The 26311-nt window shown below is 68.6% G+C and carries 27 protein-coding genes; 9 read left to right on the top strand and 18 right to left on the bottom strand.

From position 1 onward, the window contains the following. Positions 1-4975: DUF4347 domain-containing protein (locus tag QZ749_RS25360; RefSeq protein ID WP_296953214.1), on the bottom strand; the 4975-nt coding region annotated here is incomplete at its 3' end. Positions 4976-5208: 233 nt separating this feature from the next. Here QZ749_RS25360 and QZ749_RS25355 point away from each other — a divergent pair. The 4 genes from QZ749_RS25355 to QZ749_RS25340 all read left to right on the top strand — a co-directional run bounded on the left by QZ749_RS25355 (position 5209) and on the right by QZ749_RS25340 (position 7896). Continuing rightward, positions 5209-6330 carry a type IV pilus twitching motility protein PilT gene (locus QZ749_RS25355; protein WP_296953212.1) on the top strand — a complete coding sequence of 374 codons (1122 nt, stop codon included), beginning with the start codon at positions 5209-5211 and terminating at the stop codon, positions 6328-6330. 18 nt (positions 6331-6348) lie between these two features. Continuing rightward, positions 6349-6555 carry a hypothetical protein gene (locus tag QZ749_RS25350; protein ID WP_296953210.1) on the top strand — a complete coding sequence of 69 codons (207 nt, stop codon included), beginning with the start codon at positions 6349-6351 and terminating at the stop codon, positions 6553-6555. A gap of 65 nt (positions 6556-6620) precedes the next feature. Then, entirely contained in the window at positions 6621-7601 is a 981-nt protein-coding gene (locus QZ749_RS25345; protein ID WP_296953208.1) for a sulfurtransferase, read from the top strand. Between the two features lie 16 nt (positions 7602-7617). After that, positions 7618-7896: a UBP-type zinc finger domain-containing protein gene (locus QZ749_RS25340; RefSeq protein ID WP_296953206.1), complete on the top strand. Its 279-nt coding sequence runs from the start codon at positions 7618-7620 to the stop codon at positions 7894-7896. On the opposite strand, the gene QZ749_RS25335 is transcribed toward QZ749_RS25340, so the two are convergent. Together QZ749_RS25335 and QZ749_RS25330 are read right to left on the bottom strand one after the other, a co-directional pair. After that, on the bottom strand, positions 7868-9214 hold the full coding sequence (locus QZ749_RS25335) for an ATP-binding protein (RefSeq protein WP_296953203.1): 1347 nt from the start codon (positions 9212-9214) through the stop codon (positions 7868-7870). The genes QZ749_RS25340 and QZ749_RS25335 overlap by 29 nt on opposite strands. Then, positions 9211-9927 (bottom strand): response regulator, encoded by a 717-nt coding sequence (locus tag QZ749_RS25330; RefSeq protein WP_296953201.1) that lies wholly within the window; start codon positions 9925-9927, stop codon positions 9211-9213. The genes QZ749_RS25335 and QZ749_RS25330 overlap by 4 nt, the downstream gene beginning before the upstream one ends. Positions 9928-10123: 196 nt before the next feature. On the opposite strand from QZ749_RS25330, the gene QZ749_RS25325 reads away from it, so the two are divergent. From QZ749_RS25325 to QZ749_RS25315, 3 genes are read left to right on the top strand one after another with little or no spacing between them, the layout of a single operon-like run. Beyond that, entirely contained in the window at positions 10124-10480 is a 357-nt protein-coding gene (locus QZ749_RS25325) for a hypothetical protein (protein WP_296953198.1), read from the top strand. Between the two features lie 10 nt (positions 10481-10490). Then, entirely contained in the window at positions 10491-10931 is a 441-nt protein-coding gene (locus QZ749_RS25320) for an EF-hand domain-containing protein (RefSeq protein ID WP_296953197.1), read from the top strand. Further along, entirely contained in the window at positions 10928-11980 is a 1053-nt protein-coding gene (locus QZ749_RS25315; RefSeq protein ID WP_296953195.1) for a DUF3089 domain-containing protein, read from the top strand. Before QZ749_RS25320 ends, QZ749_RS25315 begins: the two co-directional genes overlap by 4 nt. A 109-nt stretch (positions 11981-12089) precedes the next feature. On the opposite strand, the gene QZ749_RS25310 is transcribed toward QZ749_RS25315, so the two are convergent. From QZ749_RS25310 to QZ749_RS25290, 5 genes are all read right to left on the bottom strand, one after another. Next, entirely contained in the window at positions 12090-13352 is a 1263-nt protein-coding gene (locus QZ749_RS25310; protein ID WP_296953193.1) for a cytochrome c, read from the bottom strand. Continuing rightward, complete coding sequence (locus QZ749_RS25305) at positions 13349-14104, bottom strand: cytochrome c4 (protein ID WP_296953191.1); 756 nt, start codon at positions 14102-14104, stop codon at positions 13349-13351. Before QZ749_RS25305 ends, QZ749_RS25310 begins: the two co-directional genes overlap by 4 nt. Before the next feature lie 134 nt (positions 14105-14238). Next, on the bottom strand, positions 14239-14619 hold the full coding sequence (locus QZ749_RS25300) for a cytochrome c family protein (RefSeq protein WP_296953189.1): 381 nt from the start codon (positions 14617-14619) through the stop codon (positions 14239-14241). A gap of 84 nt (positions 14620-14703) precedes the next feature. Further along, entirely contained in the window at positions 14704-15372 is a 669-nt protein-coding gene (locus tag QZ749_RS25295; RefSeq protein WP_296953187.1) for a 3'-5' exonuclease, read from the bottom strand. Positions 15373-15385: 13 nt separating this feature from the next. After that, entirely contained in the window at positions 15386-15946 is a 561-nt protein-coding gene (locus tag QZ749_RS25290) for a ProQ/FinO family protein (RefSeq protein WP_307726683.1), read from the bottom strand. 602 nt (positions 15947-16548) lie between these two features. Here QZ749_RS25290 and rpoD point away from each other — a divergent pair. Next, positions 16549-19347: an RNA polymerase sigma factor RpoD gene (rpoD, locus tag QZ749_RS25285; protein WP_296953184.1), complete on the top strand. Its 2799-nt coding sequence runs from the start codon at positions 16549-16551 to the stop codon at positions 19345-19347. Between the two features lie 156 nt (positions 19348-19503). Then, positions 19504-20481 carry an IS1595 family transposase gene (locus QZ749_RS25280; protein ID WP_296953182.1) on the top strand — a complete coding sequence of 326 codons (978 nt, stop codon included), beginning with the start codon at positions 19504-19506 and terminating at the stop codon, positions 20479-20481. A 62-nt stretch (positions 20482-20543) separates the two neighbouring features. Here QZ749_RS25280 and rplQ read toward each other — a convergent pair whose 3' ends face one another. The 10 genes from rplQ to rpmD all read right to left on the bottom strand — a co-directional run bounded on the left by rplQ (position 20544) and on the right by rpmD (position 26310). Then, the gene (gene rplQ / locus QZ749_RS25275) at positions 20544-20939 is read right to left on the bottom strand and encodes a 50S ribosomal protein L17 (RefSeq protein WP_296953180.1); all 396 of its coding nucleotides are present in this window, start codon (positions 20937-20939) and stop codon (positions 20544-20546) included. Positions 20940-21063: 124 nt separating this feature from the next. Continuing rightward, entirely contained in the window at positions 21064-22041 is a 978-nt protein-coding gene (locus QZ749_RS25270; protein ID WP_296953178.1) for a DNA-directed RNA polymerase subunit alpha, read from the bottom strand. A gap of 195 nt (positions 22042-22236) precedes the next feature. Next, complete coding sequence (gene rpsD / locus QZ749_RS25265) at positions 22237-22860, bottom strand: 30S ribosomal protein S4 (RefSeq protein WP_296953175.1); 624 nt, start codon at positions 22858-22860, stop codon at positions 22237-22239. A 244-nt stretch (positions 22861-23104) separates the two neighbouring features. After that, positions 23105-23509 (bottom strand): 30S ribosomal protein S11, encoded by a 405-nt coding sequence (gene rpsK, locus QZ749_RS25260; protein WP_036172227.1) that lies wholly within the window; start codon positions 23507-23509, stop codon positions 23105-23107. A gap of 14 nt (positions 23510-23523) precedes the next feature. Next, complete coding sequence (gene rpsM / locus QZ749_RS25255) at positions 23524-23889, bottom strand: 30S ribosomal protein S13 (RefSeq protein WP_296953172.1); 366 nt, start codon at positions 23887-23889, stop codon at positions 23524-23526. Between the two features lie 16 nt (positions 23890-23905). Continuing rightward, on the bottom strand, positions 23906-24019 hold the full coding sequence (gene rpmJ / locus QZ749_RS25250; RefSeq protein WP_005663407.1) for a 50S ribosomal protein L36: 114 nt from the start codon (positions 24017-24019) through the stop codon (positions 23906-23908). Positions 24020-24054: 35 nt separating this feature from the next. Further along, positions 24055-24273 carry a translation initiation factor IF-1 gene (infA, locus tag QZ749_RS25245; RefSeq protein WP_005663428.1) on the bottom strand — a complete coding sequence of 73 codons (219 nt, stop codon included), beginning with the start codon at positions 24271-24273 and terminating at the stop codon, positions 24055-24057. A gap of 35 nt (positions 24274-24308) precedes the next feature. Beyond that, entirely contained in the window at positions 24309-25643 is a 1335-nt protein-coding gene (gene secY, locus QZ749_RS25240; RefSeq protein WP_296953171.1) for a preprotein translocase subunit SecY, read from the bottom strand. Between the two features lie 28 nt (positions 25644-25671). Further along, on the bottom strand, positions 25672-26103 hold the full coding sequence (rplO, locus tag QZ749_RS25235; RefSeq protein ID WP_296953170.1) for a 50S ribosomal protein L15: 432 nt from the start codon (positions 26101-26103) through the stop codon (positions 25672-25674). A gap of 27 nt (positions 26104-26130) precedes the next feature. After that, on the bottom strand, positions 26131-26310 hold the full coding sequence (gene rpmD, locus QZ749_RS25230; RefSeq protein WP_296953168.1) for a 50S ribosomal protein L30: 180 nt from the start codon (positions 26308-26310) through the stop codon (positions 26131-26133). Between the last annotated feature and the right edge of the window lies 1 nt (position 26311).

Here is a 26311-nt window from a genome sequence, read left to right as displayed (position 1 = left end):
TGCTGCCGTCGGGGTTCTGCTGGGTGGTGGCGACGACCTTGACGCCGTCGACCGTCGTTTCCTGCGTGGGCACGGTCTCGTCGACGTCGGTCACGCGCACCGTCAGCGTCTGCGTCTCGCTGCCGTTGGCATCCAGCGCCTGCACCTGCACCACATAGGTGTTGTTGCCGACGCCGTCGCCCTGGTCGCGCGGGCTCTCGAAGTCCGGCGCGTCGACGAAGCGCAGCGCGCCGGTGACCGCGTCGATCTTGAACAGCGCGGCATCGGCGCCGCCCGTGATGGCATAGCTCACGGCGCCGATGGCGCTGGCGGTCACGGTCGTCACCGCCGCCATGTTTTCCTTCACCTGCACGGCTGCCGTGGCTTCGCCGCCGTTGCTGGTGATCTGCGGCGTGACGAAGGCCACGCCGCCCGGATCCTGGATGCTGCCGTTGGCCTGGTGGTCGTTGTCGAACAGGCCGCCGTCGGTCAGGTCGAAGGTGATCTTCGTCTTGGTGCCGACGGTCGTCACGGACTTGGCGATGTTCTTCCAGGCGCCGTTGATGTCCTGCTTGTAGTACGCGTTCACCTTCAGGCTGGCGTCGACGTAGATCGCCATCTCGACGGTGCCGCCCTGCGCGACGTTGCCGATGGTGAAATCGAGCACGCCCAGCGGCAGCTTGACGCCGCGCGGCAGGCCGCTGGCGGGCGCCGGGGAGGTGCCGAGGCTGCCCAGCGTGTAGCCGTCGGCCACCGCCAGCGTGGCATAGGGATTGCCGGGCGCCGCCGTCGGCAGCGAGGCGACGTTGATCTGCTGGCTGTCGGGGATGCCGTCGCCGTTGCCGTCGCCATGGCCGTTGCCATGGGCGTCCGGCACTGCGCCGTCGATCGTGTTCGGCAGGCCGTCGTTGTCGATGTCGTCGTCGTCGACGTCGGGAATGCCGTCGCGGTCGATGTCGCTCAGCACTTGAACGGTGAGGAGCTGGCTGTCGCTGCCGCCATGGCCGTCGGTCACGCCGACCCTGACCTGGTAGCTGTTGACGGCGTTCGGCGCGGACGACCAGGCCGGCGCATGCTTGAACGCCAGTGCGCCGGTGACGGCATCGATCGTGAACAGGTCCGCATCGGTGCCGCCGTCGATGGCGTAGGCGAGCGCATCATGGTCGGCATCGCTGGCCTGCACCGTCGCGACGGCGGTCCTGCCCTCGGCCATTTTGACCGTGGCCTGTTCCATGCCCGCGTTCGAGACGATGACCGGCACGGCGTTGAACGAGACGGTGTGCACCGCGCCGTTCGCGTAGGCGCCGGCGGCATTGCCGGCGGCGTCGGCGATGCCGGTAGCGCTGCCCTTCAGGTCAAGGCGCAGGCTGCCGTTGCCGGCGATGTCTTTCACGGTGACCGTGTAGGTGTCGCCGGCGCCGCTGACGTTGCCGATCGTGGCGGTCGTGGCGCCGCCGGCCGCAAGCGTGAAGTCGGCGGCGTCGAGGCCCGTGACGGCCTCGCTCAGCTTGACCTGGAACTGCACCGTGGTGGCGTCGGCGGCCGGGGCGCCGAGCACGGTGATCCCGGTGACGGCCGGCGCCAGCGTGTCGCCGCCGAACGCCACCAGCGCGCTCGCCGCCATGTTGCCCAGGCCGTCGGCATCGGTGAAGGCGCCGGCCGCGATCGAGATCGAGGCCGCCAGCGCCTGCGTGGCGGCCGGCGTGAAGGTCGCGTTGAACGTGCGCGGATCGGCGGTCGGCTGCAGGTCGGTCACGGTGCCGCCGGTGACGTCGAGGTCGGCCAGCGCGAAGCCCTGCGGCGCGCTGCTGAAGGTCAGCGTCAGCGTGGCGGTCTCGCCCGCCTTGAGCGTCGCGGCGGTGCTGGAGATGGCCAGCGTCGGATTGCGCACGACGGTGATGGTGGTTTCCGCCACGTCGGAGGTGGCGCCGGCGCCGTCCGCCAGCGTGACCTGGACGGTGCGCGGGCCGGCGACGGTGCCGACGGTGTCGAACGTGATGTGCTGCAACAGCGTCGCCACGCGCGCCGCGGTGGCGTCGGCGTTCAGGTCGAATGCCAGGCCGGGTACCAGGGCGCGCGTGCCGATCGCGACGCCGTCGATGCTGACGATGCCGTTGGCCAGCGTGACGCGGGCGTCGGTGCGGACGTCGAGCACGTCGGCGGCGTCGCCGCCGGCCGCGATCGCGGCGGCCAGGCGGCCGCCGGCGAAGCTGGCGTTGTCGACGTCGGCGATGGTGGCGTTCGCGCCCAGGTCGATCGCGACCGCGCCGTCGCTGACGTTGACGGTGCGGTCGTCGCCGTGGCCCAGGTTGCCGATGACGGGCTTGTCGTTGACGGCGGCGACCGCGATCGACCAGGCCGCGCCGGCCGAGGCGTGGGCGGCGGCGCCGAGCGCGGAGACGTCCATGGTGCCGCTCCAGGACCCCTGGTAGGCGGCATCGACGGCATGCACGGTGAGCGTCCCCGGCGTGCCGGCATAGTCGGCCACCGGCACGAAACGCAGCCAGGCGCCGGCCGGGAGCAGCAGGGCGGCCGCCGGCGTCACGGCGCCGACTGCCTGCCAGTCCTGGCCGGACGGGTCGGTCGCGTATTCCCAATGGCCTTCGTGGACGGGATCGGCGCCGGCCGCCGCGATGGCGATGCCGGCCGCGGCGTCGCCGTCGGCATCCGCGTAGCCGGAGGCGGCGAGCAGGTCGGCGACCCTGGCGCCGGGATTCGCCGCCGGGTCTTCCTGCAGCGTCGGCAGGCTGGCGCCGTGGGCCAGCGTGGGCGTGTCGTTGACGGCGGCGACGTCGATCCGGACCTGTACCGGCACCGCGGAGTCGGCGTGGCGGTCGTCGCGCGCGACGACCGTGAAGGCGTCGAGGCCGGCGCCGTTGGCGTTCGCCGCCGGGGTCCAGAACGCCAGGTGGGTGGCGTCGACCACGTCGTTGCTGCCGGCCGCCCAGGGCGTGGCGCTGGCGGCGTCGAGGCCGATCCTGAGGGTGCCGCTGCTGACGGCCTTGACCACGAAGGCGGCCACGCTGCCGTCGGTGTCGAGCGCGTTGCCGGCGGCCGCGAGGTCGGCGAACGACACCGGCCGGACGTTGTCCTCGACGCCGCCGGTCAGCTTGTCCATCGTGCCCAGCGTCGGCACGTCGTTCGGCACAAAGGCGGTGAAGCGCACCAGGTAGGGGTCGTCCTGGCCGACGAGCACGTTGTGCTTGTCGAACTTCCCGAACAGCATGCCATCGCCATCGACGAAGGTATGGGTGTCGAAGGTCAGGTAGAACGTGTGGTCGACGGCCAGCGCTTGCGCCGGATCGATCGTGATCGTGCTGGTGCCGCTGCCGCTGACCTGGGTGCCGGTGCTGGAAATCGTCGCGACGATGCTGCCGTCGGCGGCGTCGTGGATGTAGATGTTGCCGCCCATGGCGACCACGGTCTTGTTGAAACGCAGCACGATGTTCGCGTCGGGCGCGATCGCGCCGCTGGCGTCGGCGGGGGAGGAGCCGGTCAGCAGGGGGCCGGTGCCCGGCATCTGGAAGTAGAAGTCGTTGTTCGCGCCATAGACCGGAATGTAGATGTCGAGGTCGCCGTCGTTGTCATAATCGCCGGCGCGCGCGTAACCGATGCTCAGGCCCTGGGCCGACGGCATGACGATGTCGGTCGAGACCGCGAGCACGCCATTGGTATTCTTGAGGTAGACGAGGTTCACGCCCTCCTGCTTGATCATGTCGAGGTCGCCGTCGCTGTCGAAATCGCCGGTGATCGATGGATAGAAGGCGACGTTGATCGCTTCGGGCGCCGGGATGGGCGCCTCGCTGAAGATGCCGCCGTCGTTGCGCAGGTAGATGTCGTTGGTGCCGTTCTGCTTGTAGCCCTGGACGGCCATGTAGATGTCGAGGTCGCCGTCGCCGTCGAAGTCGGCCGCCATGGCGCCGCCATAGAAGCTGAGCCTCGGCACGGCCGGCACGACCACCTTGGTCGAGACGCCGAGCGCGCCGTCGACGTTCTCGTAGAAGACCGGCGCGGCGCCGACGGCGTCCTGGCGCAGCACGTCCATGTCGCCGTCGTTGTCGAAATCGCCGACCAGGGTCATGATCGCGCCCATCACCGGGTCGGCCTTCGGCAGCGGGGATGCCGCCTGCGAGAACACGCCCTTGCCGTTGTTCACCAGGTAGATGTCGGGATCGTCGCTGTTGACGCCGAAGTACAGGTCGAGGTCGCCGTCGCCGTCGAAATCCACGAGCCGGCTGATGCTGATGTTGATGTTCGTCGGATTCGGCACCGAGGGCGTTCCCATGGTGGTCGAGGGCGTCAGGATGCCGCCCTTGTTCTCGTAGAAGAACATCTGCAGCTTGCCGTCCACGGCCCCGTCGTACATCATGTCCAGGTCGCCGTCGCCGTCGAAGTCGCCGGTCACCGAGTACAGCCAGCCGGTGGTGGTGAATTCGGGAATCGGTGACGGCGCGGGTGCGTAGCTCCTCGGCGCGCTGAAGTCGAGCGTGGTGGAGAGGCTCGCCAGCGCCGCGTCCGGCAGCAGGCTGGCTGCCGCGATCGTGCCGGTCTGCCGCTCCAGGTCCCAGTTGCCGCCCAGCGCGGCGGCGCCGGACGTGTCGGCCGACGCGGCGACGTCGGCGCCGGTGGCGGCCGCCAGCGCGTCGACCAGCGCCTGTCCGCCGGCCGTGGCGGCGACGTCGCAGCCGTACAGCAGCAGGTCGGCGCCCGGCGCCAGCGCGTGGCGCAGCGTCGCCAGCTGCGGGGCGTAGGCGTCGAGATTGGCGGCGCTCAGTTGCGTGCTGCCGAGCGCCAGCACGCCGGCCGTGCCGTGGCTGACGATGCTTACCGAGGCGATGTCCGCGCGGTGTTCGAGGAGGTCGGCGACCTGCACGAGGCCGTCGCGGTCGGTGTCGATGAAGACGGCTTCGAAGCCTGCGGGCAGGGCTGCTGCGAGCGCGGCGTGGCCGGCCACGGCGCGGTCGATGAAGACGATACGGGAAGCGGAAGAGGTCATCGGTGGTCGAACGAGTTGGGGAATGTGCGTAACTCTAAGTTTTTAAATTCTTTTGAGCAATATCAACCGCCAAAAAACTGTTCCATATCCGGTGCCTGTTACGCATCGACAACAATACGCGCCTGCCGATCGCGCATTCCTGCCGTTCGGGGGGAAAAAATATCTTGCTGATAGGAACTTTGTGCGGATGACGGTTTTATAATGAATCTTTCGCGTTCGTCACCAAAGCGCCGATGGAACACCACCAGTCCTCGCAGATTCCCACCCTGTCCTATATCGAGAACGAAGACCATCCGGTGTTCGGCACCCTGGTCGAGCAGATCCTGCACCTGCTGAACTCGAAGCTGGTGTTCTCGGACATCATCATCCACCAGAACAGCCCCCTGATGCTGCGCCAGCCGAAGGGCCTGGTGGCGGTGACCGATTCGCCGATCACGAAGGAAGAGCTGGAAGAATTCTTCGACGTGATCGAGCCGAACTGGGCCGAACGCATCGACGAGCGCGCCTTCGACCGCTCGATCGACCTGCACACGGCGCGCATCCGCGCCAACTGCTTCCGCTTCCAGGGGCGCAAGCGCCTGGGCTGCGTGATCCGGCGCTTTCCCAAGGAGCCGGTGCCGCTGGCCGAACTGGGCCTGCACCGCGACGAACTGGAGTTCGCCCGGCTGACGAGCGGCCTGGTCCTGATCATCGGCGATACCTGCCAGGGCAAGTCGACCACCATCGCCTCGATGCTGGACGAGATCAACCGCACGCGCTCCGGCCACATCATCACCATCGAGGACCCGGTCGAGACCCTGATCCCGCAGCGCAAGTGCATCATCACCCAGCGCGAGGTGGGCGCGGACGGCGACGTCGGCAGCTATTACCTGGGCGCGCTGGACGCGCTGCGCGAGCGTCCGGACGTGATCGTGATCGGCGAGATCCGCGACGCCCAGACGGCCCAGGAGGCGCTGGCGCTGGCCGAATCCGGCCCGCTGGTGCTGGCCACGCTGCACGCGCGCTCGACCGAATTGGGCCTGCAGAAGATGCTGCGCCTGCTGGGCAATGCCGACGCCCAGGGCCAGGCGCTGGCGCACGCGCTGCGCGGCGTGCTGTGCCAGGCGCTGCTGCCGTCGAAGCAGGGCAACCGCTACCATCTGGCCACCGAGTGCCTGAGCCTGAGCCCGGCCATCGTCGAGATGATCGGGCAGGGCGATCTGGGCGCCATCCGCGCCCACATGAACGCCGGGCGCGGGCCCGGCTGCCACACGATGAACAGCGTGCTCGAGGCGCTGCTGGCGGCGCACAAGGTGGGCGTCGAGGAGGCGCGCGCGGCGACGACGGATCGCATCGGCTTTGCCGAGATGGTCTGAATGGAGCAGGGAACCCACATGATCGCATTCCGGGATTTCACGTCGAAGCAGGACCTCGACGGCATCGACGGCGCCCTGGTGGCCGCCAACGCGTGGCTGCTGCGCACCGGCGTGCGGCCCTTGAACGTCGAGACCATCCGCAGCCAGGTGCGCGGCAGCATCGGCATCGATGCGGTCGAGCGCGGGCTGCGCGTGTGGTACGAGGCGGGGCCGCCCGGCGCCTGAGGGGCGATCGGGAGCGCGGGCGCCGGTATAATCCCCCATCCACCCGACCACGTCTTCCATCTCTCTTGCACAGCACCGCGGCCATCGTCCCCTTCGGCTGGCGCCGCGACCTGCCGCGCTGGCGCCAGCTCGTCACGCCCGCCTGGATCGCCGGCCTCGTCGCCGGTGCGCCCGTCGCCGCCGCGCCGGCCGGCGCATGGCGCCTGTTCGAGATCGGCTGCGGCGCCGCGGACGCGTTCGGCGCCGGCCACGTCCCCGGCGCCGGTTACATCGACACGACGGAACTCGAACACGGCCCGCTGTGGAACAAGGTGCCGGACCCCGCGCTGGAACAGGTCCTGCTCGCCCACGGCATCCGCCACGACGCCACCGTCGTGCTGTACGGACGCCATCCGCTGGCCGCCGCCCGCGCCGCCCACCTGCTGCTGTATGCCGGCGTCGCCGACGTGCGCCTGCTCGACGGCGGGTTCGACGCCTGGCTGCGCGCCGGCCTGCCGCTGGCGCGGGGTGCGCCGCGCCGCTGGCCCGCCGCCGGCGACTTCGGCGCGCCGTTTCCCGCACGGCCCGACTACCTGTTCGACATGGCGCGCACGCGCGACCTGCTGGCGCGCGCCGACGGCACGCTGGTCAGCATCCGCACCTGGAACGAATTCACCGGCAGGACTTCCGGCTACAGCTACATCGCGGCGCGCGGCGACATCCCCGGCGCCGTCTGGGGCCGCGCCGGCGAGGGCGACGACGTCCACAGCATGAGCGCGTTCCACGACGCCCACGGCGACATGAAGCCGGCGGCGCGGATCCGCGCGATGTGGCAAGCTGGCGGCATCCGGCAGGAGCGCCTGACGGTGTTCTACTGCGGCACCGGCTGGCGCGCGTCGCTGGCGTTCTTCTACGCCTGGCTGATGGGCTGGGAGCGCATCGCCGTGTACGACGGCGGCTGGTGCGAATGGAGCCGCGACGGCGCCAATCCGGTGCTGTGCCGGGCGGAGGGCGGCCTGTCTCCCGATAGGGGCGCGCCGTGCCGGGATCGGCGATGCTCGGGGTAGACGATCAGGAGGAGTGATGCAGAACGATTGCCGGCATTTTCATGAAGTCTCCGCCCGCGCGGGCAATACCGACGGCTGCGAGGAATGCCTGCGCATGGGCGACAGCTGGGTGCACCTGCGCGTATGCCTGTCCTGCGGCCACGTCGGCTGCTGCGACGACTCGAAGAACAAGCACGCCACGCGCCATTTCCATGCGACGGGCCACCCCGTCATCCGCTCCGGCGAGCCGGGCGAGACCTGGGGCTGGTGCTACGTCGACCGGGTCGTCAAGGATCCGGCGACGCCGCCGGCATAGGGCTGGTGCGCCCGCCGGGCAGCAGCAGGGCGGCGCAGAAGCCGCCCGCCACGTTGTCCAGCCGCAGCCGGCCGCCGTGCAACTGCGCCACCTGCTCCGCGATCGACAGGCCGAGGCCGGTGCCGCCGGTACCGCTCGTTCCCGCGCCGCGCGCCGGGTCGCCGCGCACGAACGGTTCCGTCACCGAGGGCAGCAGGGCGGGCGGGATGCCGGCGCCGCCATCGCGCACGGCCAGCCGCAGCATGCCGCCGGTGCGGTCGGCCGACAGCATGACGGGCCCGGCGCCGTGGCGCAGCGCGTTTTCCAGCAGGTTGCCCAGCGCGCGGCGCAGGGCCTCGGGACGGCAGCGCAGCAGCGCCGGCGGCTGCAGCGGCGCCACGCGGATGTCGTGGTCGGCATGGTCGGCCGCCAGTTCCTCGAACAGCGCGTTCGGGTCGGCCAGCGTTTCCGGCTCGGCGTCGAAGCCGCGCGCGAAGGTCATGAACTGCGCCAGGATGCGCTCGATGCCGTCGACCTGGCGCTGGGCGCTGTCCTGCAGCTGCGGATCGTCGGGGCGCATCATTTCCAGCGCCAGCTTCAGCTTCGACAGCGGGGTGCGCAGGTCGTGCGAGATCCCGGCCAGCACCATGGCGCGTTCGGCGTCGGCGCGCGCCAGCCGCTCGGTCATGCGGTTGAAGCTGCGCGCCAGCACGGCCACTTCGCGCGGCCCCGCTTCCGGCAGCGGCGCGACGGGGGCGGACGGGCGGTAGGATTCGGTGGCGCGGTACAGCGCGTGCAGGGGACGCAGCAGGCGGCGGTGCAGCATCCACGAGGCCAGCAGCGCCAGCGCCGTCGTGCCGAGCATGATCGACACCAGCGTCAGGCCGGCGCCGGACGGATAGGCGCGCATGCTGACCCAGTAGCTGTCCTGGCCCAGCCGGGTGCGGATCCACAGCCGGCGCTGGCGGTCGGTGCGCCAGGCGATGTCGGTGCGCGCGTCCAGCGCGCGCGCGAATTCGCGCATGAACACGCGTTCGACGGGCCGCGGGCGCGGTCCCCGGTCGTCGGGCGGGCGCGCGCCGGTCCAGATCTCGAGCGCCGAGGCGCGCGCCACCCGTTCCAGCACGGTCTTCTGCTCGGCGGGCGGCACGTATTCCAGCGCGTCGGCCAGCACGGCCACGCCGCGCGCCGTCACCTGCGCCACTTCCAGCAGGGCCGGGCGCAGGGACAGGAAATAGAACATCGCCAGGCTCAGCGCCTGCGCCAGCACCACGACCAGCGCGGTGGACAGCAGGGTCTGCGCCAGCAGGCGGCGCGGCCACGGGCGGGGGGCCGTCATGCGCCGTCCTGTGCCTTGCTGAAGACGTAGCCGTGGCCCCACACGGTCCTGATCCAGCGCGGCCGGGCCGGATCGTCCTCGATCATGCGGCGCAGGCGCACGATCTGCACGTCGATGGCGCGGTCGGTGACGTCGGCGTCGCGGCCCATCGCCAGGTCGATGATCTGCGTGCGCGACAGCGGGCGGCCGGCCTGCTGCACCAGCACCGTCAGCAGCCTGAATTCGCGCGTGGACAGGTCGACCTGGCGGCCGTCGCGGGACAGGCTCATGCCGTCCAGGTCCAGCACGAAGCGCCCGAAGCGCAGCTGGCGGCTGCCGTTCTGCACGAAGCTGGCCTTGGGATTGCGGCGCTGGATGGCGGCCACGCGCGCCACCAGTTCGCGCGGCAGGAAGGGCTTGCCGAGGTAGTCGTCGGCGCCCATTTCCAGGCCCAGCACGCGGTCCACCGGATCGCCTTTCGCCGTCAGCATGATGATCGGCGTCTGCTCCCCGGCCGCGCGCAGGCGCCGGCAGAGGCTCAGGCCGTCCTCGCCGGGCATCATCACGTCCAGGATCAGGACGTCGGCCGGCGCGCGCGCCAGCGTCCGTTCCAGGCCGGCGCCGTCGGCCAGCACGCGCACGTCGTAGCCGTTCTCGCCGAGATAGCGCTGCAGCAGGGACCGCATTTCCGGGTCGTCGTCGACGACGACCACGCGGCCGGCGGATGAAGTCATGGGGCCTTCCTGTGGGGACGAGCCGTCATGCTACCGCAACTCCGGGGACCGTCGGGACGGCCAACCATGACAAACCGTTACACGGCGGCGCGCCTGCATCGTTTCGTAACATCCTGCCCCGTTTCCTCATCGTTGCGTAACAGTCCGGGAGCATCCTGCCCCCATCCCTTGACCCCTCGACCGAAGGAGAACGACGATGAAGAGAACGATACTGGCGACGGTCCTGGTGCTCGGCCAGGCCATGCCGCTGCAGGCCGCGTGGGCCGACGCCGGCTACCTGCGCAGCCGCACCGTGCAGCGCGACGGCCGGGGCAACACCAGCCGCGACGTGGCGCTGGACGCCGCCGGCCCGCGCGGCACGGTGGCGGCGCAGCGCAGCTACCGGCATGCCGGGGACGGCGCGGCCAGCGCCACGCGCACCCTGCGGGTGACGGATGCGGCGACCGGCAACAGCTTCCAGCGCAATGCCAGCTACGAGAAGGGGCAGGGCATCACCCGCAGCGCCGGCTGCACCGACGCCGCCGGTGCGCCGATCGCCTGCCGCGGCCACTGAGGAGACGATCATGCGCATCCAGACTTCCCTGGTGGCCGGCCTGCTCGCGGCCGCGCTGTGCGCGCCGTCCCCCGGCGCCCTGGCCCAGCCGTCCGGCCAGCCGGGCCGGCAGTTCGCCCGCATGCTGGACAACGTCGCCGACGCCGACGCCAACCAGGACGGCCGCATCGTGCGCGAGGAATGGACGGCCTGGCGCGCCGCGCGCTTCGCCCGCATGGACCGCAACCACGACGGCCAGCTGTCCGCCGACGACATCCCGGCGATGCTGCGCGGCGGCCGGCAGGGCGCGCAGTTCGACCAGCTGGTCCGCGCGCTGGATGCGAACGGCGACGGCCGGCTGGACCGCGACGAATTCGTGGCCGGCACGCGCCTGTTCGACTGGCTGGACGCGGACCGCGACGGCGTCATCGACGCGGCGGCGCTGCGGCGCGCCCGGGATGCGGCCAAATGAGGGCGCCTGCGGCATGGATTCCGGCATCGATTCCGGCATCGATCGCGGCGGCGCTGCTGCTGCAACTGCCGGCCGCGCAGGCCGACCCCGTCGACTATGGCGCGCCATCGGCGTGGCTGTGCCGGCCGGGCATGCAGGAGGCCTGCCAGCGCGGCCTGGACGCGCTGGTGGTGCGCCCGGACGGCAGCCGCGTGGCCGAACCGTTCGTGCCCGCCGCCGACCCCGGCATCGACTGCTTCTACGTCTACCCGACCGTCTCGCGCGAGCGCGGCATGTATGCGGACCTGGCGGCATCGCCCGAGCTGGCGCGGGTGGCGCAGTCCCAGGCCGGCCGGCTGGGGTCGCGCTGCCGGCTGTTCGTGCCGCTGTACCGCCAGCTCACCCGTGCCGGCCTGGCCGACGTCATGGGCAGCCTGCGCCGGCCGGACTGGGAGCCGCCCTACCGGGGCGTGCTGGCGGCGTGGCGCTGGTACCTGGAACACGACAACGGGGGGCGGGGCGTCGTGCTGGTCGGGCACAGCCAGGGCACGGTCCTGCTGCGCAGGCTGATCGCCGAGGAGATCGACGGCCGGCCGGCGCAGCGCCTGCTCGTCTCCGCCTTCCTGGCCGGATCGCCCCAGGGCGCGGCCTTCGCGCACATCGGGCCGTGCCGGACGGCGGGCGAGACCGGCTGCGTGTACGTCTGGGGCAGCTACCGCGCCGGCGACGACGCGCCGCGCCGGCTGTTCGGTCGCGCGCCGCCCGGCAGCCGCGACGCCGTCTGCGTGAATCCGGCGGCGCCCGGCGGCGGCGCCCACCCGCTGCGGCCCTACCTGCCGCGTCCGCCGGGCATGGACCCGGACGGGCCGCCGTGGATCGTGCCCGAAGGCGTGGTCTCGGCCGCCTGCGTGGCCGACCGGCAGGGCAATGTGCTGCGCGTGAGCGGCGCGGCGCGCCTGCCGGACGGGATGCCCGGCTGGGGGCTGCACCGCTGGGACGTCAACCTGGTGCTGGGCGATATCCTGGCGCTGCTGGACGCGCAGGCGGCGGCCTGGAAAACCGGCCCGTAGGGTGCGCACCCCGTGCGCACCGGGCGTCGGCATGGCGCATGCCCCTACGGTTCCAGGCCGCCGTTGCGGGCGCGACCGAGTACATCGCCTCGCTGGCGCTTGCCGGCGCTCAGTCCAGCGGCACGGCGCGGTAGCGGTTCACCTGCGCCGGCGTGACGGTGCCGGCCGCGTTGCCCCAGCTGTTGCGCACCCAGGTGACGACGGCGGCCACCTCGGCGTCGTTCAGCACCGGGCTGTAGGGCGGCATGCCGTAGGGCCGCGGATTGCCGGCGGTGGCGGGCGGGAAGCCGCCGTTGAGCACGATGCGGATGGCGTTCACCGGCTCGGCCATCGTCAGCGCGCGGTTGCCGGCCAGCGGCGGGTACGCGAGGCCGGCACCGCGGCCGTCGGCGCCATGGCAGTCGGCGCAATGGGTCTCGTACAGCGTCTTGCCGACCTTGAGCGTGTCCTGCGGCGGCGGCGCGGCCGGCGGCGGCCGGCGGCCGTCGGGCGGCAGCGACTTGAGGTAGACCGCCATCGCGCCGACGTCGGCCTCGTCGAGATGCTGCAGGCTGCGCCGCACCACTTCCGCCATCGGCCCGAACACGGCGCCCTCGGGCGACACGCCGGTGCGCAGCAATTGCACGATGTGGCGCGTGTCCCACTGGCCGACCCCGGCTTCGACATCGGAGGTGAGCGACGGCGCATACCAGCCGACGACCGGAATCAGGCCGCCGGACAGCGCCTTGCGGGTGGCGCCCATGTGGCTGCGCTCGCTGTGGCAGGCGCCGCAGTGGCCCAGGCCCTCGACCAGGTAGGCGCCGCGGTTCCAGTCGGGCGAGCGGGCGGCGTCTTCCTGCTGCACGCCCGGCCGGAAGTACAGCAGGCGCCAGCCGGCCAGCGTCGCCTGCCGGTCGTAGGGGAAGCGCAGGGCGTGCGGCAGGTTCGGCTGGCGCACCGGCGCCACGCTGCGCAGGTAGGCGTACAGGGCGTCGGCGTCGGCGCGGGTGACCCTGGTGTAGTTCGGATAGGGGAAGGCCGGATACAGCAGGCGCCCGCCCGGCGCGATGCCGTTGTGCAGCGCATGCCAGAAATCGTCCGCGCTCCAGGCGCCGATGCCCGTCTGCGCATCGGGGGTGATGTTGGGCGCGACCACCCGGCCGAACGGCGTGTCGATCGCGCGGCCGCCCGCATAGTCCGCGCCGCCGCGCGCCGTGTGGCAGGCCATGCAGTCGCCGGCGCGGGCGAGGTAGGCGCCGCGCGCGATGTTCGCTGGGGTGGCCGCCCAGGCCGCGGGCGACGCCGACGGGATGAATTCGGCGCGCGGCCAGGCCAGCGCGACGGCGGCGCCCAGCAGCACGACCAGGACGAGGAACCAGGTGCGGCGCTTCATGGCTTGTCCTCCGGCGCGCTGCCGCAGGCCAGCGGCAGCGGCCGCGGCGCGGCCGGCGCCGGGCTGGCATCGGCCGGCGCCGGCTCGCTGGCGAGCCAGCCGGAGATGGCCGCCACGTCGGACAGGCTGAGGCGCCCGGCGATGGTGGCCATGCAGTCGGGCGCGTGGGCGCGCCGGGTGCCGTTGCGCCAGGCGCCGAACTGGGCGTTGATGTAGTCGCGCGGCAGGCCCAGCAGGCCGGGAATCGTCGGCAGCGCGCCGGTCAGGCGTTCGCCGTGGCAGGCGACGCAGGCCGGCACCTTGAGGGCGGGGTCGCCCTGCAGGACGAGGCGGCGGCCCCGTTCGACGTCGGCGGCGGGCAGGCCGGCGCGCGCCAGCACCGGCGCGGGCAGGTGCTGGCTGGCGAAGTAGCCGGCGATCTCGCGCAGGTAGTCGTCGGACAGGTGGTCCACCATCCAGGTCATCAGCGGGTACTGGCGCCGCCCGTCGCGGAAGTTGACCAGCTGGTTGTACAGGTAGCCGGCCGGCTTGCCGGCGATGCGCGGATAGTAGCGCCGCTCGCCGGAAGCGGAGGAAGCAGCGGCGGCGGCATCGATGGCCGGCGTCGCGGACGGGCCGCCGTGGCAGGACGCGCAGGCGGCCAGGCGCTGCGCCAGCGTGTCCGGCACGGCGGCGGCCGGCCGGGCGCACGCAGCCGGACCCGCAAGGATGCAGGCGAACAGCAACGCGGCGGACGCGGGGAAAGCACGCATGATCGTCCCATGAAAAGGAAACAGCCTTAGCGCAGCATCATACCGCGATGCTTTGACTTATACGCAATGTTTTATTTATTGCAATGCAGCGATGGATTGCGGGCGCCGCAGCGGGGTGCCGTCAGCCCGGGAGGTTAGCGCACGTCCTGGTAGGTGCGCAGGTGCGCGAGCAGGGCGGCGATCTCGCGTTCGTCGCCGATGCCCCAGAAGCGCATCCTGGTGCCGGGCACCACGTCGTGCGGCGCGCGCAGGAAAGCCGCCAGGGTGGCGTCGTCCCAGACGATGCCGGAGCGCTTCATGGCGTCGGAATAGGCGTAGTCGGTGGTGGAGCCGGCACGCCGGCCGAACAGCCCGTTCAGTTGCGGGCCGAAGGCGCCGCTGGCGTTGGGGCCGACGGCATGGCAGGACGCGCATTTCTTGAAGGCCAGCGCGCCGTCGACGGGGCGTCCGCCCGTGTCGGAGCAGGCTTGCAGGGCCAGCAGGAGGGGAAGGGCGAGGAGCAGGGTCGGGCGCATGCGGACATGATAATAAAAGCGCAGGGTGGGCCGCACTCCTTCTGTCGCCATTCTTCCCGCACCGGTGGCGCGGCCCACCCTGCGCTACGTTTGTGCGGCGCGGCGCGGTCCGCCGGCGACGGGTTTCGGCGGCATGGGCGGCGGCGGATTGGCGCGCCAGTGGCGGTACACGCGCAGGGCGACGTGGGCGTCGTCGGCCGCGTACTGGATCTGTTTGTCGGACAGGCGCGGCAGCGCCCAGTTGGTGGTGGTGATCTTGCGCGACTTTTGCAGGCGCTTGCCGAAGAAGCGTGCCACCGCCGTCTTCGCGCCCCAGGCATTGCGTTCGCCGCGGCGCAGCGCGGTGGCCAGGTCGAGCACGTTGCGGGTCTCGATGCCGAGCTTGGCGCGCAGGCGCCGCAGGTCGTCGCCGAGGCCGAAGCCGGCCTTCAGGATCGTGGGCGATTCGAGCACGGCGCGCAAGACGTCCAGGCCCGGAAGCGGGTGCGCCGGGTCGGGCACCGCGCCGATCTGGAACAGGTAGGCGTGGTCGTCAGTGGCGAGTTGCACCAGGTGCGGCCCGGTCGAGGCCTCGCCCTTCTGGAAGGTCGGCTTGGATTCGGTGTCGAAGCCGATGGCGTCGGCGGCCAGCAGGGCCGCCAGCGCCGCCGCCGCGTCCGCCTGCGTGCGCACCAGGCGCACGGCGGACAGCGCGATGCCTTCGTAGGGCGGAAGGGCGTCGGGATCGGCGGCGTCGGCGGGGACTGGGCTCATCGAAGGCGGCCGCTCAGCGGCGCGAGAACTTCGATGCCAGCTGCTGCAGCTTTTCCTGGCGCTTGCGGTCCGCCTCGGCCTGGACCGCCGCGTCGCGCTCGGCCTTCTTGCGCTCGGCTTCCTTCTTGAAGCGCTGCTGCAACAATTCCTTGGCGTGCTGGCGGTGGGTGTCGGTCACTTCCGCGCCCGGATTGCCGTCGAGGTCGTAGCGCACGGTCGCCTTTTCCATCGCGCGCAGGTAGCGCATGGAGCCGGTATGGATGCCGAGCGCCGCGCGCATGGTCTTGCGGTTCAGGCCGGGCAGGCGCGCCAGCACCTGCTTGTCGACGCCGATCGCCAGCGGCAGGCAGTCGCGGAAGGCGGGGAACTGCTGCTGCAGCTGCTTGAGCAGGGCGCGCGGCGATTGCGTGTCGGCGCCGGCGGCCGGCGCCTGTGCGGCGGCGGCATCCGCCGGCGGCGCGCCGGTTGCGGCCGATTCCGCCGCGGCGCCGCCTTCGACGGACTCGGGTGCGTGGTTGGCGGCGGTGTTTTCGTGGGCCTCGGTGGACTCGGCGACAGTGCTAATGGTATTCATTGACTTCATGGTAAGAACAGGAAGCGGAAGGATAGCATGGCGGGCGGCTGGTGTGCGCCGCTCAGCGGTGCAGGAATGGGCGGAAAAAGGTGGATGGGGCGCATCGGGCCGCGTCGACGACGGGCGCGAGCACGAGAAATCGTGTATGATCCGCCTCTTTCCTTGCGTCGGGCTTGCGCCGACGCAGACCGGCCAAGGGGGCGGTGGAGTGGATATACGCTAAATATATATCCATTATCCAATAATTCAATTATCACCAAATCTTTCCTTGGTGCATAATTCGTCTGTCTCCTCTATTTCTCCCTTGGAAAAATAGATTGCAAGCCCGTTGTCTGACGGGCTTTTTTTCGTTCCGACATGCTAAACCGCGATCTCAACCCCACGCCGTTCCGCCACCCGTCCCGTTGTGCGCATGCCGCCGGCCATCCGGCCTGCCGCGCGAAGCGCCGACCGGTGGGCGGCGGCGCCAGGGATGCTTGATATCCGGCCGGTCCGCCCCTAGTTAGGGCCCTTCCTTATTTCTTTCTTCCAGGTCCGCGCGGCGGACCCGGTGGATTATTGACTTCGCAGGCGCGCATCTCGCCTCGACTGGAGAAAGCTACATGAAAAACACCGCCAAGACCTTGACCCTGACCGCAAAGAAGGCGCCGGCGAAAAGCACGGCCCAGCTGTCGGTGCCGAAGACCGCGACCTCGTATTTCCTCGAAACGGAAGCGGCTGCCAAGGTCACGGTGGTCAAGACGCGCTCGCGCCTGGCCTCGCTGAAGGCGGTCCAGGCCGAGCAGGCGGGCCAGCTGCAGCCGGAATCCTTCGACCAGGCGGCCGACGCCGGCGCCGCCGCCGCGCAGGATGTGGCCGTCGAGGTCGCCGCGAACGAACCTGTCGCCGCGAACGAGCCGGTCGCGGCGCCGGCCGCCGATGCCGTTGCAGCGGCCGCGCCGGCCGCCGCGCCGCAAGCGCCCGCGCCCCAAGTCGCCGCACCGCAGGCCGCCGCGCCGCAAGCGGCGGCCGAGCCGGAAGCCGAGCCGGACGTCGGCCTCGGCTTCATCCCGAGCCAGGCGGCGCCGAGCGCGCCGCCGGTGATCGTGCGCAAGCGCGTGTCCAAGCTGGCGGCCCTGAAGGCGGCCGAGGTCGAGGAAGCGCCGGCCGCCGCGCCGGCGCCGGCAGCGTCGGCCGCTGCCGTGCCGGCCGCTCCGGCGGAAGAGGCCGCCCCGGCCGCGCGCGTCGTGCGCACCCGCACCGCGCGCCGCATCGAGCCGGCGCCCGCCGTCGCCGCGCCGTCCGGCAACACCGTCAACACCACGACCGATGCCGCCACGCTGGCCGCCATCGACACGTCCGGCTACCTGCTGCCGCAGGTGAAGGTGCCGGGCCGGCGCGGCCGCAAGCCGAGCGAATTCGTGCCCGAGAACGACGAGATCGCGGCGCTGAACGCGGTCGAGCGCGCCGAATTGAAGGCGGCGTCGAAGCTGCGCGAGCGCAAGGCCAAGGGCATCCCCGCCATGCTGGGCGGTGAAGAGGGCTTCTCCAACGAGGAGCTGGAAAAGCGTCGCACCCAGTTGAAGAACCTGATCAACATGGGCAAGGAGCGCGGCTACCTGACCCATGCGGAGATCAACGACCACCTGCCGGAAAACATCATCGATCCGGAAGCGATCGAAGGCATCATCGCGACCTTCAACGACATGGGCATCGCCGTCTACGAGCGCGCCCCGGAAGCGGAAATGATGCTGCTGTCGGACGCGGTCGTCACGCCGACCAGCGAGGACGAGGTCGAGGCCGCCGCCGCGACCGCGCTGTCGACCGTCGATTCCGACTTCGGCCGCACCACCGACCCGGTGCGCATGTACATGCGCGAGATGGGCGCCGTGTCGCTGCTGACCCGCGAAGGCGAGATCGCCATCGCCAAGCGCATCGAAGAGGGCCTGAAGGACATGGTGCAGGCGATCTCGGCCTGCCCGGTGACCATCTCGGAAATCATCGCGCTGTCGCACAAGATCGCGTCGGACGAGCTGAAGATCGACGACGTCGTCGACGGCTTCGTCGACCTGAACGACACCGGCGCCCCGGCGCCGGCGGCATCCGCCTCGTCGGACGAGGACGACGAGGAAGACGAGGTCGAGGACGAGGAAGAAGAGGGCGAATCGGGCGGCAGCGCCGCGGCGGGCTACTCGACCGAGCAACTGGCCGCGCTGCGCAAGAACGCGCTGGAAAAGTTCGCCATCATCGAGACCCAGTTCGACAAGATGGGCCATGCGTTCAAGACGCAGGGCTACGGTTCGGACGCCTACGTGACGGCCCAGGAAACCATCTCGAACGAGCTGCTCGGCATCCGCTTCACGGCCAAGGTCGTGGAAAAGCTGTGCGACACGCTGCGCGGCCAGATGGACGAGGTGCGTTCGATCGAGCGCGCCGTGCTGGACATCTGCGTGAACCGCTGCGGCATGCCGCGCGCCCACTTCATCAAGGTCTTCCCGGGCAACGAGACGGACCTCGAGTGGGTGCAGCGCGAAGTCGATTGCGCCTACCCGTACAGCGCCGTGCTGTCGCGTAACGCGCCGGCCATCATGGAACTGCAGCGCCGCATGATCGACCTGCAGGCGCGCGTGGCCCTGCCGCTGGCCGACCTGCGCAAGATCAACAAGCAGATGGCCGCCGGCGAAAAGCGCGCGCGCACCGCGAAGCGCGAGATGACCGTCGCCAACCTGCGCCTGGTGATCTCGATCGCCAAGAAGTACATCAACCGCGGCCTGCAGTTCCTCGACCTGATCCAGGAAGGCAATATCGGCCTGCTGAAGGCCGTCGACAAGTTCGAGTACCGCCGCGGCTACAAGTTCTCGACCTACGCGACCTGGTGGATCCGCCAGGCGATCACCCGTTCGATCGCCGACATGGCCCGCACGATCCGCGTGCCGGTGCACATGATCGAGACCATCAACAAGATGAACCGCATCTCGCGCCAGATCATGCAGGAAACCGGCACCGAGCCGGACATGGCGACGCTGGCCGCGAAGATGGAGATGCCGGAATCGAAGGTGCGCGAGATCATGAAGATCGCCAAGGAGCCGATCTCGATGGAAACCCCGATGGGCGAGGACGGCGATTCGCAGCTGGGCGACTTCATCGAGGACAATGCCACCCTGGCGCCGCTGGAAGCCGCGATGCACGCGTCGATGCGCGGCGTGATCAAGGAGGTGCTGGATTCGCTGACCCCGCGCGAAGCGAAGGTGCTGCGCATGCGCTATGGCGTCGAGATGTCGAACGACCACACGCTGGAAGAGGTGGGCAAGCAGTTCGACGTCACCCGCGAGCGCATCCGCCAGATCGAAGCCAAGGCGATGAGCAAGCTGCGCCAGCCGTCGCGCTCGGACAAGCTGAAGACCTTCCTGCAGAACCAGTAATGCGGACAGGCGGCCGCTGCGCCGCCAGGCTCCCGGAAAGCTCCCCGCACCGCAAGGTCCGGGGAGTTTTTTTGGCGCTGTTCGCGTTAATTCTGCGAACCGGATTTGGTCCAGGCTGTCTTACCCATTGTCGAGGTAACGCATGGGGAGACAGCGATGCCGGCTCAGGCTTTCGACGACGTGCTTGCCGCACTCGAAGCGTTACCGCTGTGCATGCAGGATCTCGCACGCCTGCGCAGCTGGATCGCCTCCATCGCGGATCCCGGCGAATGCATCGCCCTCATCGAACAGGCCGCCGGCCGGCCACCCTGTCCCCGCTGCCGCACCACGCGCGTCCACCGCTGCGGCAGCGCCAGCGGCTTGCAGCGCTATCGCTGCTGCCGCTGCGGGCGCAGCTACAACGCCTTGAGCGACACGCCGCTGGCGCGCCTGCGCCTCAAGGAGACATGGCTGGCGTACCTGCAGTGCGTGCTGGAGTCGCGTACCGTGCGCGACGCCGCAACAGTGACGGGCGTGCACCGCACCACCAGTTTTCGCTGGCGTCACCGCTTCATTCCGGGCGCCATGCACGAACGCGTGCCGACGCTGTCGGCCATCGTCGAGGCGGACGAAACCTACCTGCTCGAATCGCAGAAGGGATCGCGCACGCTGGACCGTCCGGCGCGCCAGCGTGGCGGCGTCGCCAGGCGCCGCGGCATCAACCGCGACCATGCATGCCTGCTGGTGGCGCGCGATCGCAGCGGACAAACGCTCGATTTCTATACCGGGCGCGGGCCGGTGACGGCCGCGCAGCTGGAGCGCTGCCTGCGGCCCGTGCTGGCGCCCGACGTCCTGCTGGTCAGCGATGCGGCGCAAGCCTACAAGACCTTTGCCGGCAGGGCGGGCATCACGCACGAGGCGGTCAACCTGCGGGCGGGCATCCGCACGCGCGGCGCGATCCACCTGCAGAACGTGAACGGCTGGCACAGCCGCTTCAAGACCTGGCTGCTGCGCTTTCGCGGCGTAGCCAGCCGCTACCTGATCGACTACTCGGGCTGGCAGCGGATGCTGGACGAGAAACGGCTGACGACACCGGCGCTGCTGCTGCGGGCAGCGGTCCAGTTCGGCAAGCGGCTGGACAGGAGACGCAATTAACGCGAACAGCGCCAAAAAAAACCAGGCGCGAAGGCCTGGTTTTTCGGGGAACGGCGAGTGGATTACTCGGCGGTCGGGGCATCGTCGGCGCTGCCGACTTCCGGACGGTCCACCAGCTCGACGTAGGCCATCGGTGCGTTGTCGCCGACGCGGAAGCCCATCTTCAGGATGCGGATGTAGCCGCCCGGACGCGCGTTGTAGCGCGGGCCGATTTCGGCGAACAGCTTCTGGACGATTTCGCGGTCGCGCAGGCGGGCGAACGCCAGGCGCTTGTTGGCCAGGGTGTCGTTCTTGGCCAGGGTGATGATCGGCTCGACGACTTTACGCAGTTCCTTGGCTTTCGGAACGGTGGTCTTGATCGCTTCGTGACGCAGCAGCGAAACGGTCATGTTGCGCAGCATTGCCAGGCGGTGGGACGAGGTACGGTTCAGTTTGCGAAGGCCGTGACGGTGACGCATGGTATTTCCTTTCGAGTGTTTTAATTCCAGTTCTTCGATCGTTCACGCGCTTGCGCGGGTGGACGCGGACCGGTTAGGGGGTTAGGGACTGCCCGGACAACATTGTCCGGGCAGGTAGTGCAAATTACTTTTCCAGACCTGCGGGCGGCCAGTTTTCCAGCTTCATGCCCAGGGTCAGGCCGCGGGAAGCCAGGACTTCCTTGATCTCGTTCAGCGACTTGCGACCCAGGTTCGGGGTCTTCAGCAGTTCGTTTTCCGAACGCTGGATCAGGTCGCCGATGTAGTAGATGTTCTCGGCCTTCAGGCAGTTCGCCGAACGGACGGTCAGTTCCAGGTCGTCCACCGGACGCAGCAGGATCGGATCGACCAGCGGCGCGCGCGACGGGGCTTCCGCGGCGGCTTCGGTGCCTTCCAGGGCGGCGAACACGTTCAGCTGGTCGACCAGCACGCGGGCCGACTGGCGGATCGCCTCTTCCGGGGTGATGACGCCGTTGGTCTCGATGTTGATGATCAGCTTGTCCAGGTCGGTACGCTGCTCGACACGGGCCGATTCCACGGCGTACGACACGCGGCGCACCGGCGAGAACGAGGCGTCCAGGATGATGCGGCCGATGGTCTTGTTGGTGTCTTCCGACAGGCGGCGCACGTTGCCCGGCACGTAGCCGCGGCCCTTCTCGACCTTGATCTGCATGTCCAGCTTGCCGCCGGCGGTCAGGTGGGCGATCACGTGTTCCGGGTTGATCAGTTCGACGTCATGCGGCAGGTCGATGTCGGATGCCAGGACCGGGCCTTCGCCTTCCTTCTTCAGGGTCAGCGTGACGGAATCGCGGTTGTGGACCTTGAAGACCACGCCCTTCAGGTTCAGCAGCAGGTCGACGACGTCTTCCTGCACGCCGTCCAGCGACGAGTACTCGTGCACCACGCCGGCGATCGTCACTTCGGTCGGGGCATAGCCGATCATCGACGACAGCAGGACGCGGCGCAGCGCGTTGCCCAGCGTGTGGCCATAACCACGTTCGAACGGTTCCATCACGACTTTCGCGTGGCCGGCGCCCAGGGCTTCGACGTCGATGATACGTGGCTTCAACAAACTATTTTGCATGAGTGTCCTCTTCAATACCCTCGGTTCGTTACACCGATAAGGCTGATGGCATCAGTAGAAACGCCCGCTGCGATGGCGGGCGGTACAACGAATTCTGTGTGGGGACGGGGATTCCGTCGCCCCGGCGCGGGCCGCGGCCCGCGCCGGGGTGACGAAGACGGGCCGGCACGCCGGTCCGCCTTCGTCACGCGTTCATCAACGCGAGTACAGTTCGACGATCAGCGCTTCGTTGACGTCGGCGGCGATCTCGTTACGCTCCGGGAACGAACGGAAGGTGCCTTCGAACTTCTTGGCGTCGACCGACACCCAGCTCGGGAAGCCGACTTGTTCGGCCAGCGACAGGGCTTCGGCGATACGGACTTGCTTCTTGGCCTTTTCGCGGACAGCGACGACGTCGCCGGTCTTGACCTGGTACGACGCGATGTTCACGACGTTGCCGTTGACGGTCAAGGCCTTGTGGCTGACCAGCTGGCGCGCTTCGGCGCGGGTCGACCCGAAGCCCATGCGGTAAGCGACGTTGTCGAGGCGGCCTTCCAGCAGCTTCAGCAGGGTTTCGCCGGTGTTGCCCTTGCGGCGCGACGCTTCGGCGAAGTAGCGGCGGAACTGACGCTCCAGCACGCCGTAGATGCGCTTGACCTTCTGCTTTTCACGCAGCTGGTTGCCGTAGTCCGAGGTGCGCTGGCCCGACTTGACGCCGTGCTGGCCCGGCTTGACGTCCAGTTTGCACTTGGAGTCGAGCGAACGACGGGCGCTCTTCAGGAACAGGTCGGTGCCTTCACGGCGCGACAGTTTTGCTTTTGGTCCGATATAACGTGCCACGTTAAACTTCCTTTATTTGAATGATCACGCCCCGGATGCGGCGCATGGTAACCATGCCGCAACAGGCGCTAGTCCGGTTCTGCAAGAGACCGGACGTGGCTTACAAACACCACGGATCGGTTGATCCAAGGCGACAATAGCCGGGCAGTATAACCCATTTCTGGGCCAACTGCACCGGCGTTTCTTTTGCCACGGCGCGTGGCGTATCGCGTTCACGACAGGCGGCCAGGCCGCCCGGCGGGAATCAGATACGACGACGCTTCGGCGGACGGCAACCGTTGTGCGGAACCGGCGTCACGTCCTGGATCTCGGTGATCTTGATACCCAGGTTGTTCAGCGCGCGCACGGCCGACTCGCGGCCCGGGCCCGGGCCCTTGATGCGCACTTCCAGGTTCTTCACGCCGTATTCCTGGGCGACCTTGCCAGCTGCTTCGGCTGCGACCTGCGCCGCGAACGGGGTCGATTTACGCGAACCCTTGAAGCCTGCGCCACCGGAAGTTGCCCACGACAGGGCGTTGCCCTGGCGGTCGGTGATCGTGATGATGGTGTTGTTGAACGATGCGTGGACGTGTGCGATGCCTTCGGCGACGTTCTTCTTGACTTTCTTGCGGATGCGGGCTGCAGCCGCCGAGCTTTGTTGCTTAGCCATGGTCTTGTCCTAGATTATTTCTTGAGCGATTGAGCTGCCTTGCGCGGGCCCTTGCGGGTACGTGCATTGGTACGGGTGCGCTGACCGCGGACCGGCAGGCCCTTGCGGTGACGCATGCCACGGTAGCAGCCCAGGTCCATCAGACGCTTGATGTTCATGGACAGCTCACGGCGCAGATCGCCTTCGACCACGAACTTGCCGACTGCGTCACGCAGCTTTTCCAGTTCGTTGTCGTCCAGGTCCTTGACCTTCTTGTCGGTCGGAACGCCAGTCGAAGCGCAGATTTGCTTCGAGCGGGTACGGCCGATACCGTAGATCGCCGTCAGGCCGATGACGGTGTGCTGATGATTGGGGACGTTGACCCCTGCAATACGTGCCATTCGTTATTCCTCGAAATTAACCTTGACGCTGCTTGTGACGCGGCTCGACGCAGATCACACGGACCACGCCCTTGCGCTTGATGATCTTGCAGTTGCGGCAGATCCGCTTGACTGAAGCGTTAACTTTCATTTTGCACTCTCTTCCAGATTCGATAACTTGATTATTTACTTGGTGCGGAACACGATGCGGGCCCGGGACAGGTCATACGGGGTCAGTTCCACCGTTACCTTGTCACCCGGAAGGATGCGGATATAGTTCATCCGCATTTTACCCGAGATATGTCCCAACACCACGTGCCCGTTTTCCAGCTTCACGCGAAAGGTCGCGTTCGGGAGATTCTCCAGAATCTCCCCTTGCATTTGGATGACGTCGTCTTTTGCCATTCGGTCTATTCACTCCTGGAGGTTGGTCCTGCCGCTCAACGCGACGGGATGCCACCCTTGAAATTTGCCTTGCGCAGCAGCGAATCATATTGCTGCGACATGACGTAGTTCTGCACCTGCGCCATGAAATCCATCGTGACGACCACGATGATCAGGAGCGAGGTTCCGCCGAAGTAGAAAGGCACTTTCCACTGGCTCTGCATGAACTCCGGCAGCAGGCACACCAGCGTGATGTAGACCGCACCGGCGAGGGTCAGGCGCATCAGGATCTTGTCGATGTAGCGCGCAGTCTGCTCGCCCGGACGGATGCCCGGGACGAATGCGCCGCTCTTCTTCAAGTTGTCCGCCGTTTCCTTGCTGTTGAATACCAGCGCCGTATAGAAGAAGCAGAAGAACACGATCGCCACCGCATACAGCAACGCGTGGATCGGCTCGCCGGCGGTCAGCGACGCTGCCAGGTCCTTCAGGAACCCGATGAACGGGCTCGAAGTGTCCTTGCCGCGCGTGAACCAGTCGACGATCGTGGCCGGGAACAGGATGATCGAAGAAGCGAAGATCGGCGGGATCACGCCGGCCATGTTCAACTTCAACGGCAGGTGGCTGCTCTGGCCACCATAGATCTTGTTACCGACCTGGCGTTTCGCGTAATTCACCAGGATCTTGCGCTGGCCGCGTTCGACGAACACGACCGCGTAGGTCACCAGGGCTACCAGAATCACGATGAAGATTGCGGCGAAGCTGCTGATCGAACCGTTCGACACCAGGGTGAACAAGCTACCCAGTGCGCTCGGCAGACCGGCTGCGATACCGGCAAAAATGATGATCGAGATACCGTTGCCAAGACCACGTTCGGTGATCTGCTCGCCGAGCCACATGAGGAACATGGTGCCGGTCAGCAGGGTCACGACGGTCACGAAGCGGAAAGCAACGCCCGGGTCGATGACCAGGCCTTGCTGCGCCTCCAGGGCGACTGCGATGCCGAACGCCTGGAACAGAGCCAGCACGACCGTGAAGTAACGGGTGTACTGGGTGATCTTGCGGCGACCGGCCTCGCCCTCTTTCTTCAGTGCCTCCATCTGCGGCGAGACGATCGACACCAGCTGCATGATGATCGAAGCCGAAATGTACGGCGTGATGCCAAGCGCGAACACGGCAAAACGGGACAGGGCACCGCCGGAGAACATGTTGAACATGCCCAGGATGCCGCCCTCGTTCTGCTTGAACAGCTGGGCCATGGCGATCGGGTCGATCCCGGGGACCGGGATGTGAGCACCGATGCGGTACACGACCAACGCGCCAAGCAAGAACCACAACCGGCCCCAGGGGAAGCCGGAAGCGGCACTTTTACCAAGTTGTGAATTAGTCGCCAATTTTTGCTCCGATCAGGCAGCGGTCGCTTTAAGCGACCGAGCCGCCAGCTGCTTCGATCGCTGCCTTCGCGCCAGCGGTCGCCTTGATGCCCTTCAGGTTCACCGCCTTGGTGATTTCGCCCGACAGGATCACGCGCACGTCGCGAGCCACGACCGGCAGCACGCCGGCTTGCTTGAGCACCAGGATGTCGACGTCGCCGACGGCCAGGTTGTTCAGGTCCGACAGGCGCACTTCGGCCTTGAACGTGGCGTTCAGGGACTTGAAGCCACGCTTCGGCAGACGGCGCTGCAGCGGCATCTGGCCGCCTTCGAAACCGACCTTGTGGAAGCCGCCCGAACGCGACTTCTGACCCTTGTGACCGCGGCCGGCAGTCTTGCCCAGGCCCGAGCCGATACCGCGACCGACGCGACGCTTCGCGTGCTTGGCGCCGTCAGCTGGTTGGATGGTATTGAGTTGCATTATTTTCTCCGTTGACCAAGCCGGGGCTTAGTCGACAACTTTGACGAGGTAGCTGACCTTGTTGATCATGCCGCGGACCGCCGGGGTGTCCTGCAGCTCGGAGACCGAGTTGACACGACGCAGACCCAGGCCGCGCACGGTGGCGCGGTGATCCTGACGGGTACCGATCAGGCCTTTGACCAGCTTGACTTTAACGGTGTTTGCCATG

Origin of the sequence: uncultured Massilia sp. (assembly GCF_913773735.1) — a bacterium.
GTDB lineage: Bacteria > Pseudomonadota > Gammaproteobacteria > Burkholderiales > Burkholderiaceae_D > Telluria.
This window is presented reverse-complemented; position numbering and strand designations above follow the sequence as displayed.

Bases quoted from the DNA above. Each gene is read 5' to 3' on its own strand.
- QZ749_RS25355 (WP_296953212.1), top strand. From the start codon at position 5,209: ATGGAACACCACCAGTCCTCGCAGATTCCCACCCTGTCCTATATCGAG.
- QZ749_RS25350 (WP_296953210.1), top strand. From the start codon at position 6,349: ATGATCGCATTCCGGGATTTCACGTCGAAGCAGGACCTCGACGGCATC.
- QZ749_RS25340 (WP_296953206.1), top strand. From the start codon at position 7,618: ATGCAGAACGATTGCCGGCATTTTCATGAAGTCTCCGCCCGCGCGGGC.
- QZ749_RS25335 (WP_296953203.1), bottom strand. From the start codon at position 9,214: ATGACGGCCCCCCGCCCGTGGCCGCGCCGCCTGCTGGCGCAGACCCTG.
- QZ749_RS25330 (WP_296953201.1), bottom strand. From the start codon at position 9,927: ATGACTTCATCCGCCGGCCGCGTGGTCGTCGTCGACGACGACCCGGAA.
- QZ749_RS25325 (WP_296953198.1), top strand. From the start codon at position 10,124: ATGAAGAGAACGATACTGGCGACGGTCCTGGTGCTCGGCCAGGCCATG.
- QZ749_RS25320 (WP_296953197.1), top strand. From the start codon at position 10,491: ATGCGCATCCAGACTTCCCTGGTGGCCGGCCTGCTCGCGGCCGCGCTG.
- QZ749_RS25315 (WP_296953195.1), top strand. From the start codon at position 10,928: ATGAGGGCGCCTGCGGCATGGATTCCGGCATCGATTCCGGCATCGATC.
- QZ749_RS25310 (WP_296953193.1), bottom strand. From the start codon at position 13,352: ATGAAGCGCCGCACCTGGTTCCTCGTCCTGGTCGTGCTGCTGGGCGCC.
- QZ749_RS25305 (WP_296953191.1), bottom strand. From the start codon at position 14,104: ATGCGTGCTTTCCCCGCGTCCGCCGCGTTGCTGTTCGCCTGCATCCTT.
- QZ749_RS25300 (WP_296953189.1), bottom strand. From the start codon at position 14,619: ATGCGCCCGACCCTGCTCCTCGCCCTTCCCCTCCTGCTGGCCCTGCAA.
- QZ749_RS25295 (WP_296953187.1), bottom strand. From the start codon at position 15,372: ATGAGCCCAGTCCCCGCCGACGCCGCCGATCCCGACGCCCTTCCGCCC.
- QZ749_RS25290 (WP_307726683.1), bottom strand. From the start codon at position 15,946: ATGAATACCATTAGCACTGTCGCCGAGTCCACCGAGGCCCACGAAAAC.
- rpoD (WP_296953184.1), top strand. From the start codon at position 16,549: ATGAAAAACACCGCCAAGACCTTGACCCTGACCGCAAAGAAGGCGCCG.
- QZ749_RS25280 (WP_296953182.1), top strand. From the start codon at position 19,504: ATGCCGGCTCAGGCTTTCGACGACGTGCTTGCCGCACTCGAAGCGTTA.
- rplQ (WP_296953180.1), bottom strand. From the start codon at position 20,939: ATGCGTCACCGTCACGGCCTTCGCAAACTGAACCGTACCTCGTCCCAC.
- QZ749_RS25270 (WP_296953178.1), bottom strand. From the start codon at position 22,041: ATGCAAAATAGTTTGTTGAAGCCACGTATCATCGACGTCGAAGCCCTG.
- rpsK (WP_036172227.1), bottom strand. From the start codon at position 23,509: ATGGCTAAGCAACAAAGCTCGGCGGCTGCAGCCCGCATCCGCAAGAAA.
- rpsM (WP_296953172.1), bottom strand. From the start codon at position 23,889: ATGGCACGTATTGCAGGGGTCAACGTCCCCAATCATCAGCACACCGTC.
- rpmJ (WP_005663407.1), bottom strand. From the start codon at position 24,019: ATGAAAGTTAACGCTTCAGTCAAGCGGATCTGCCGCAACTGCAAGATC.
- infA (WP_005663428.1), bottom strand. From the start codon at position 24,273: ATGGCAAAAGACGACGTCATCCAAATGCAAGGGGAGATTCTGGAGAAT.
- rplO (WP_296953170.1), bottom strand. From the start codon at position 26,103: ATGCAACTCAATACCATCCAACCAGCTGACGGCGCCAAGCACGCGAAG.
- rpmD (WP_296953168.1), bottom strand. From the start codon at position 26,310: ATGGCAAACACCGTTAAAGTCAAGCTGGTCAAAGGCCTGATCGGTACC.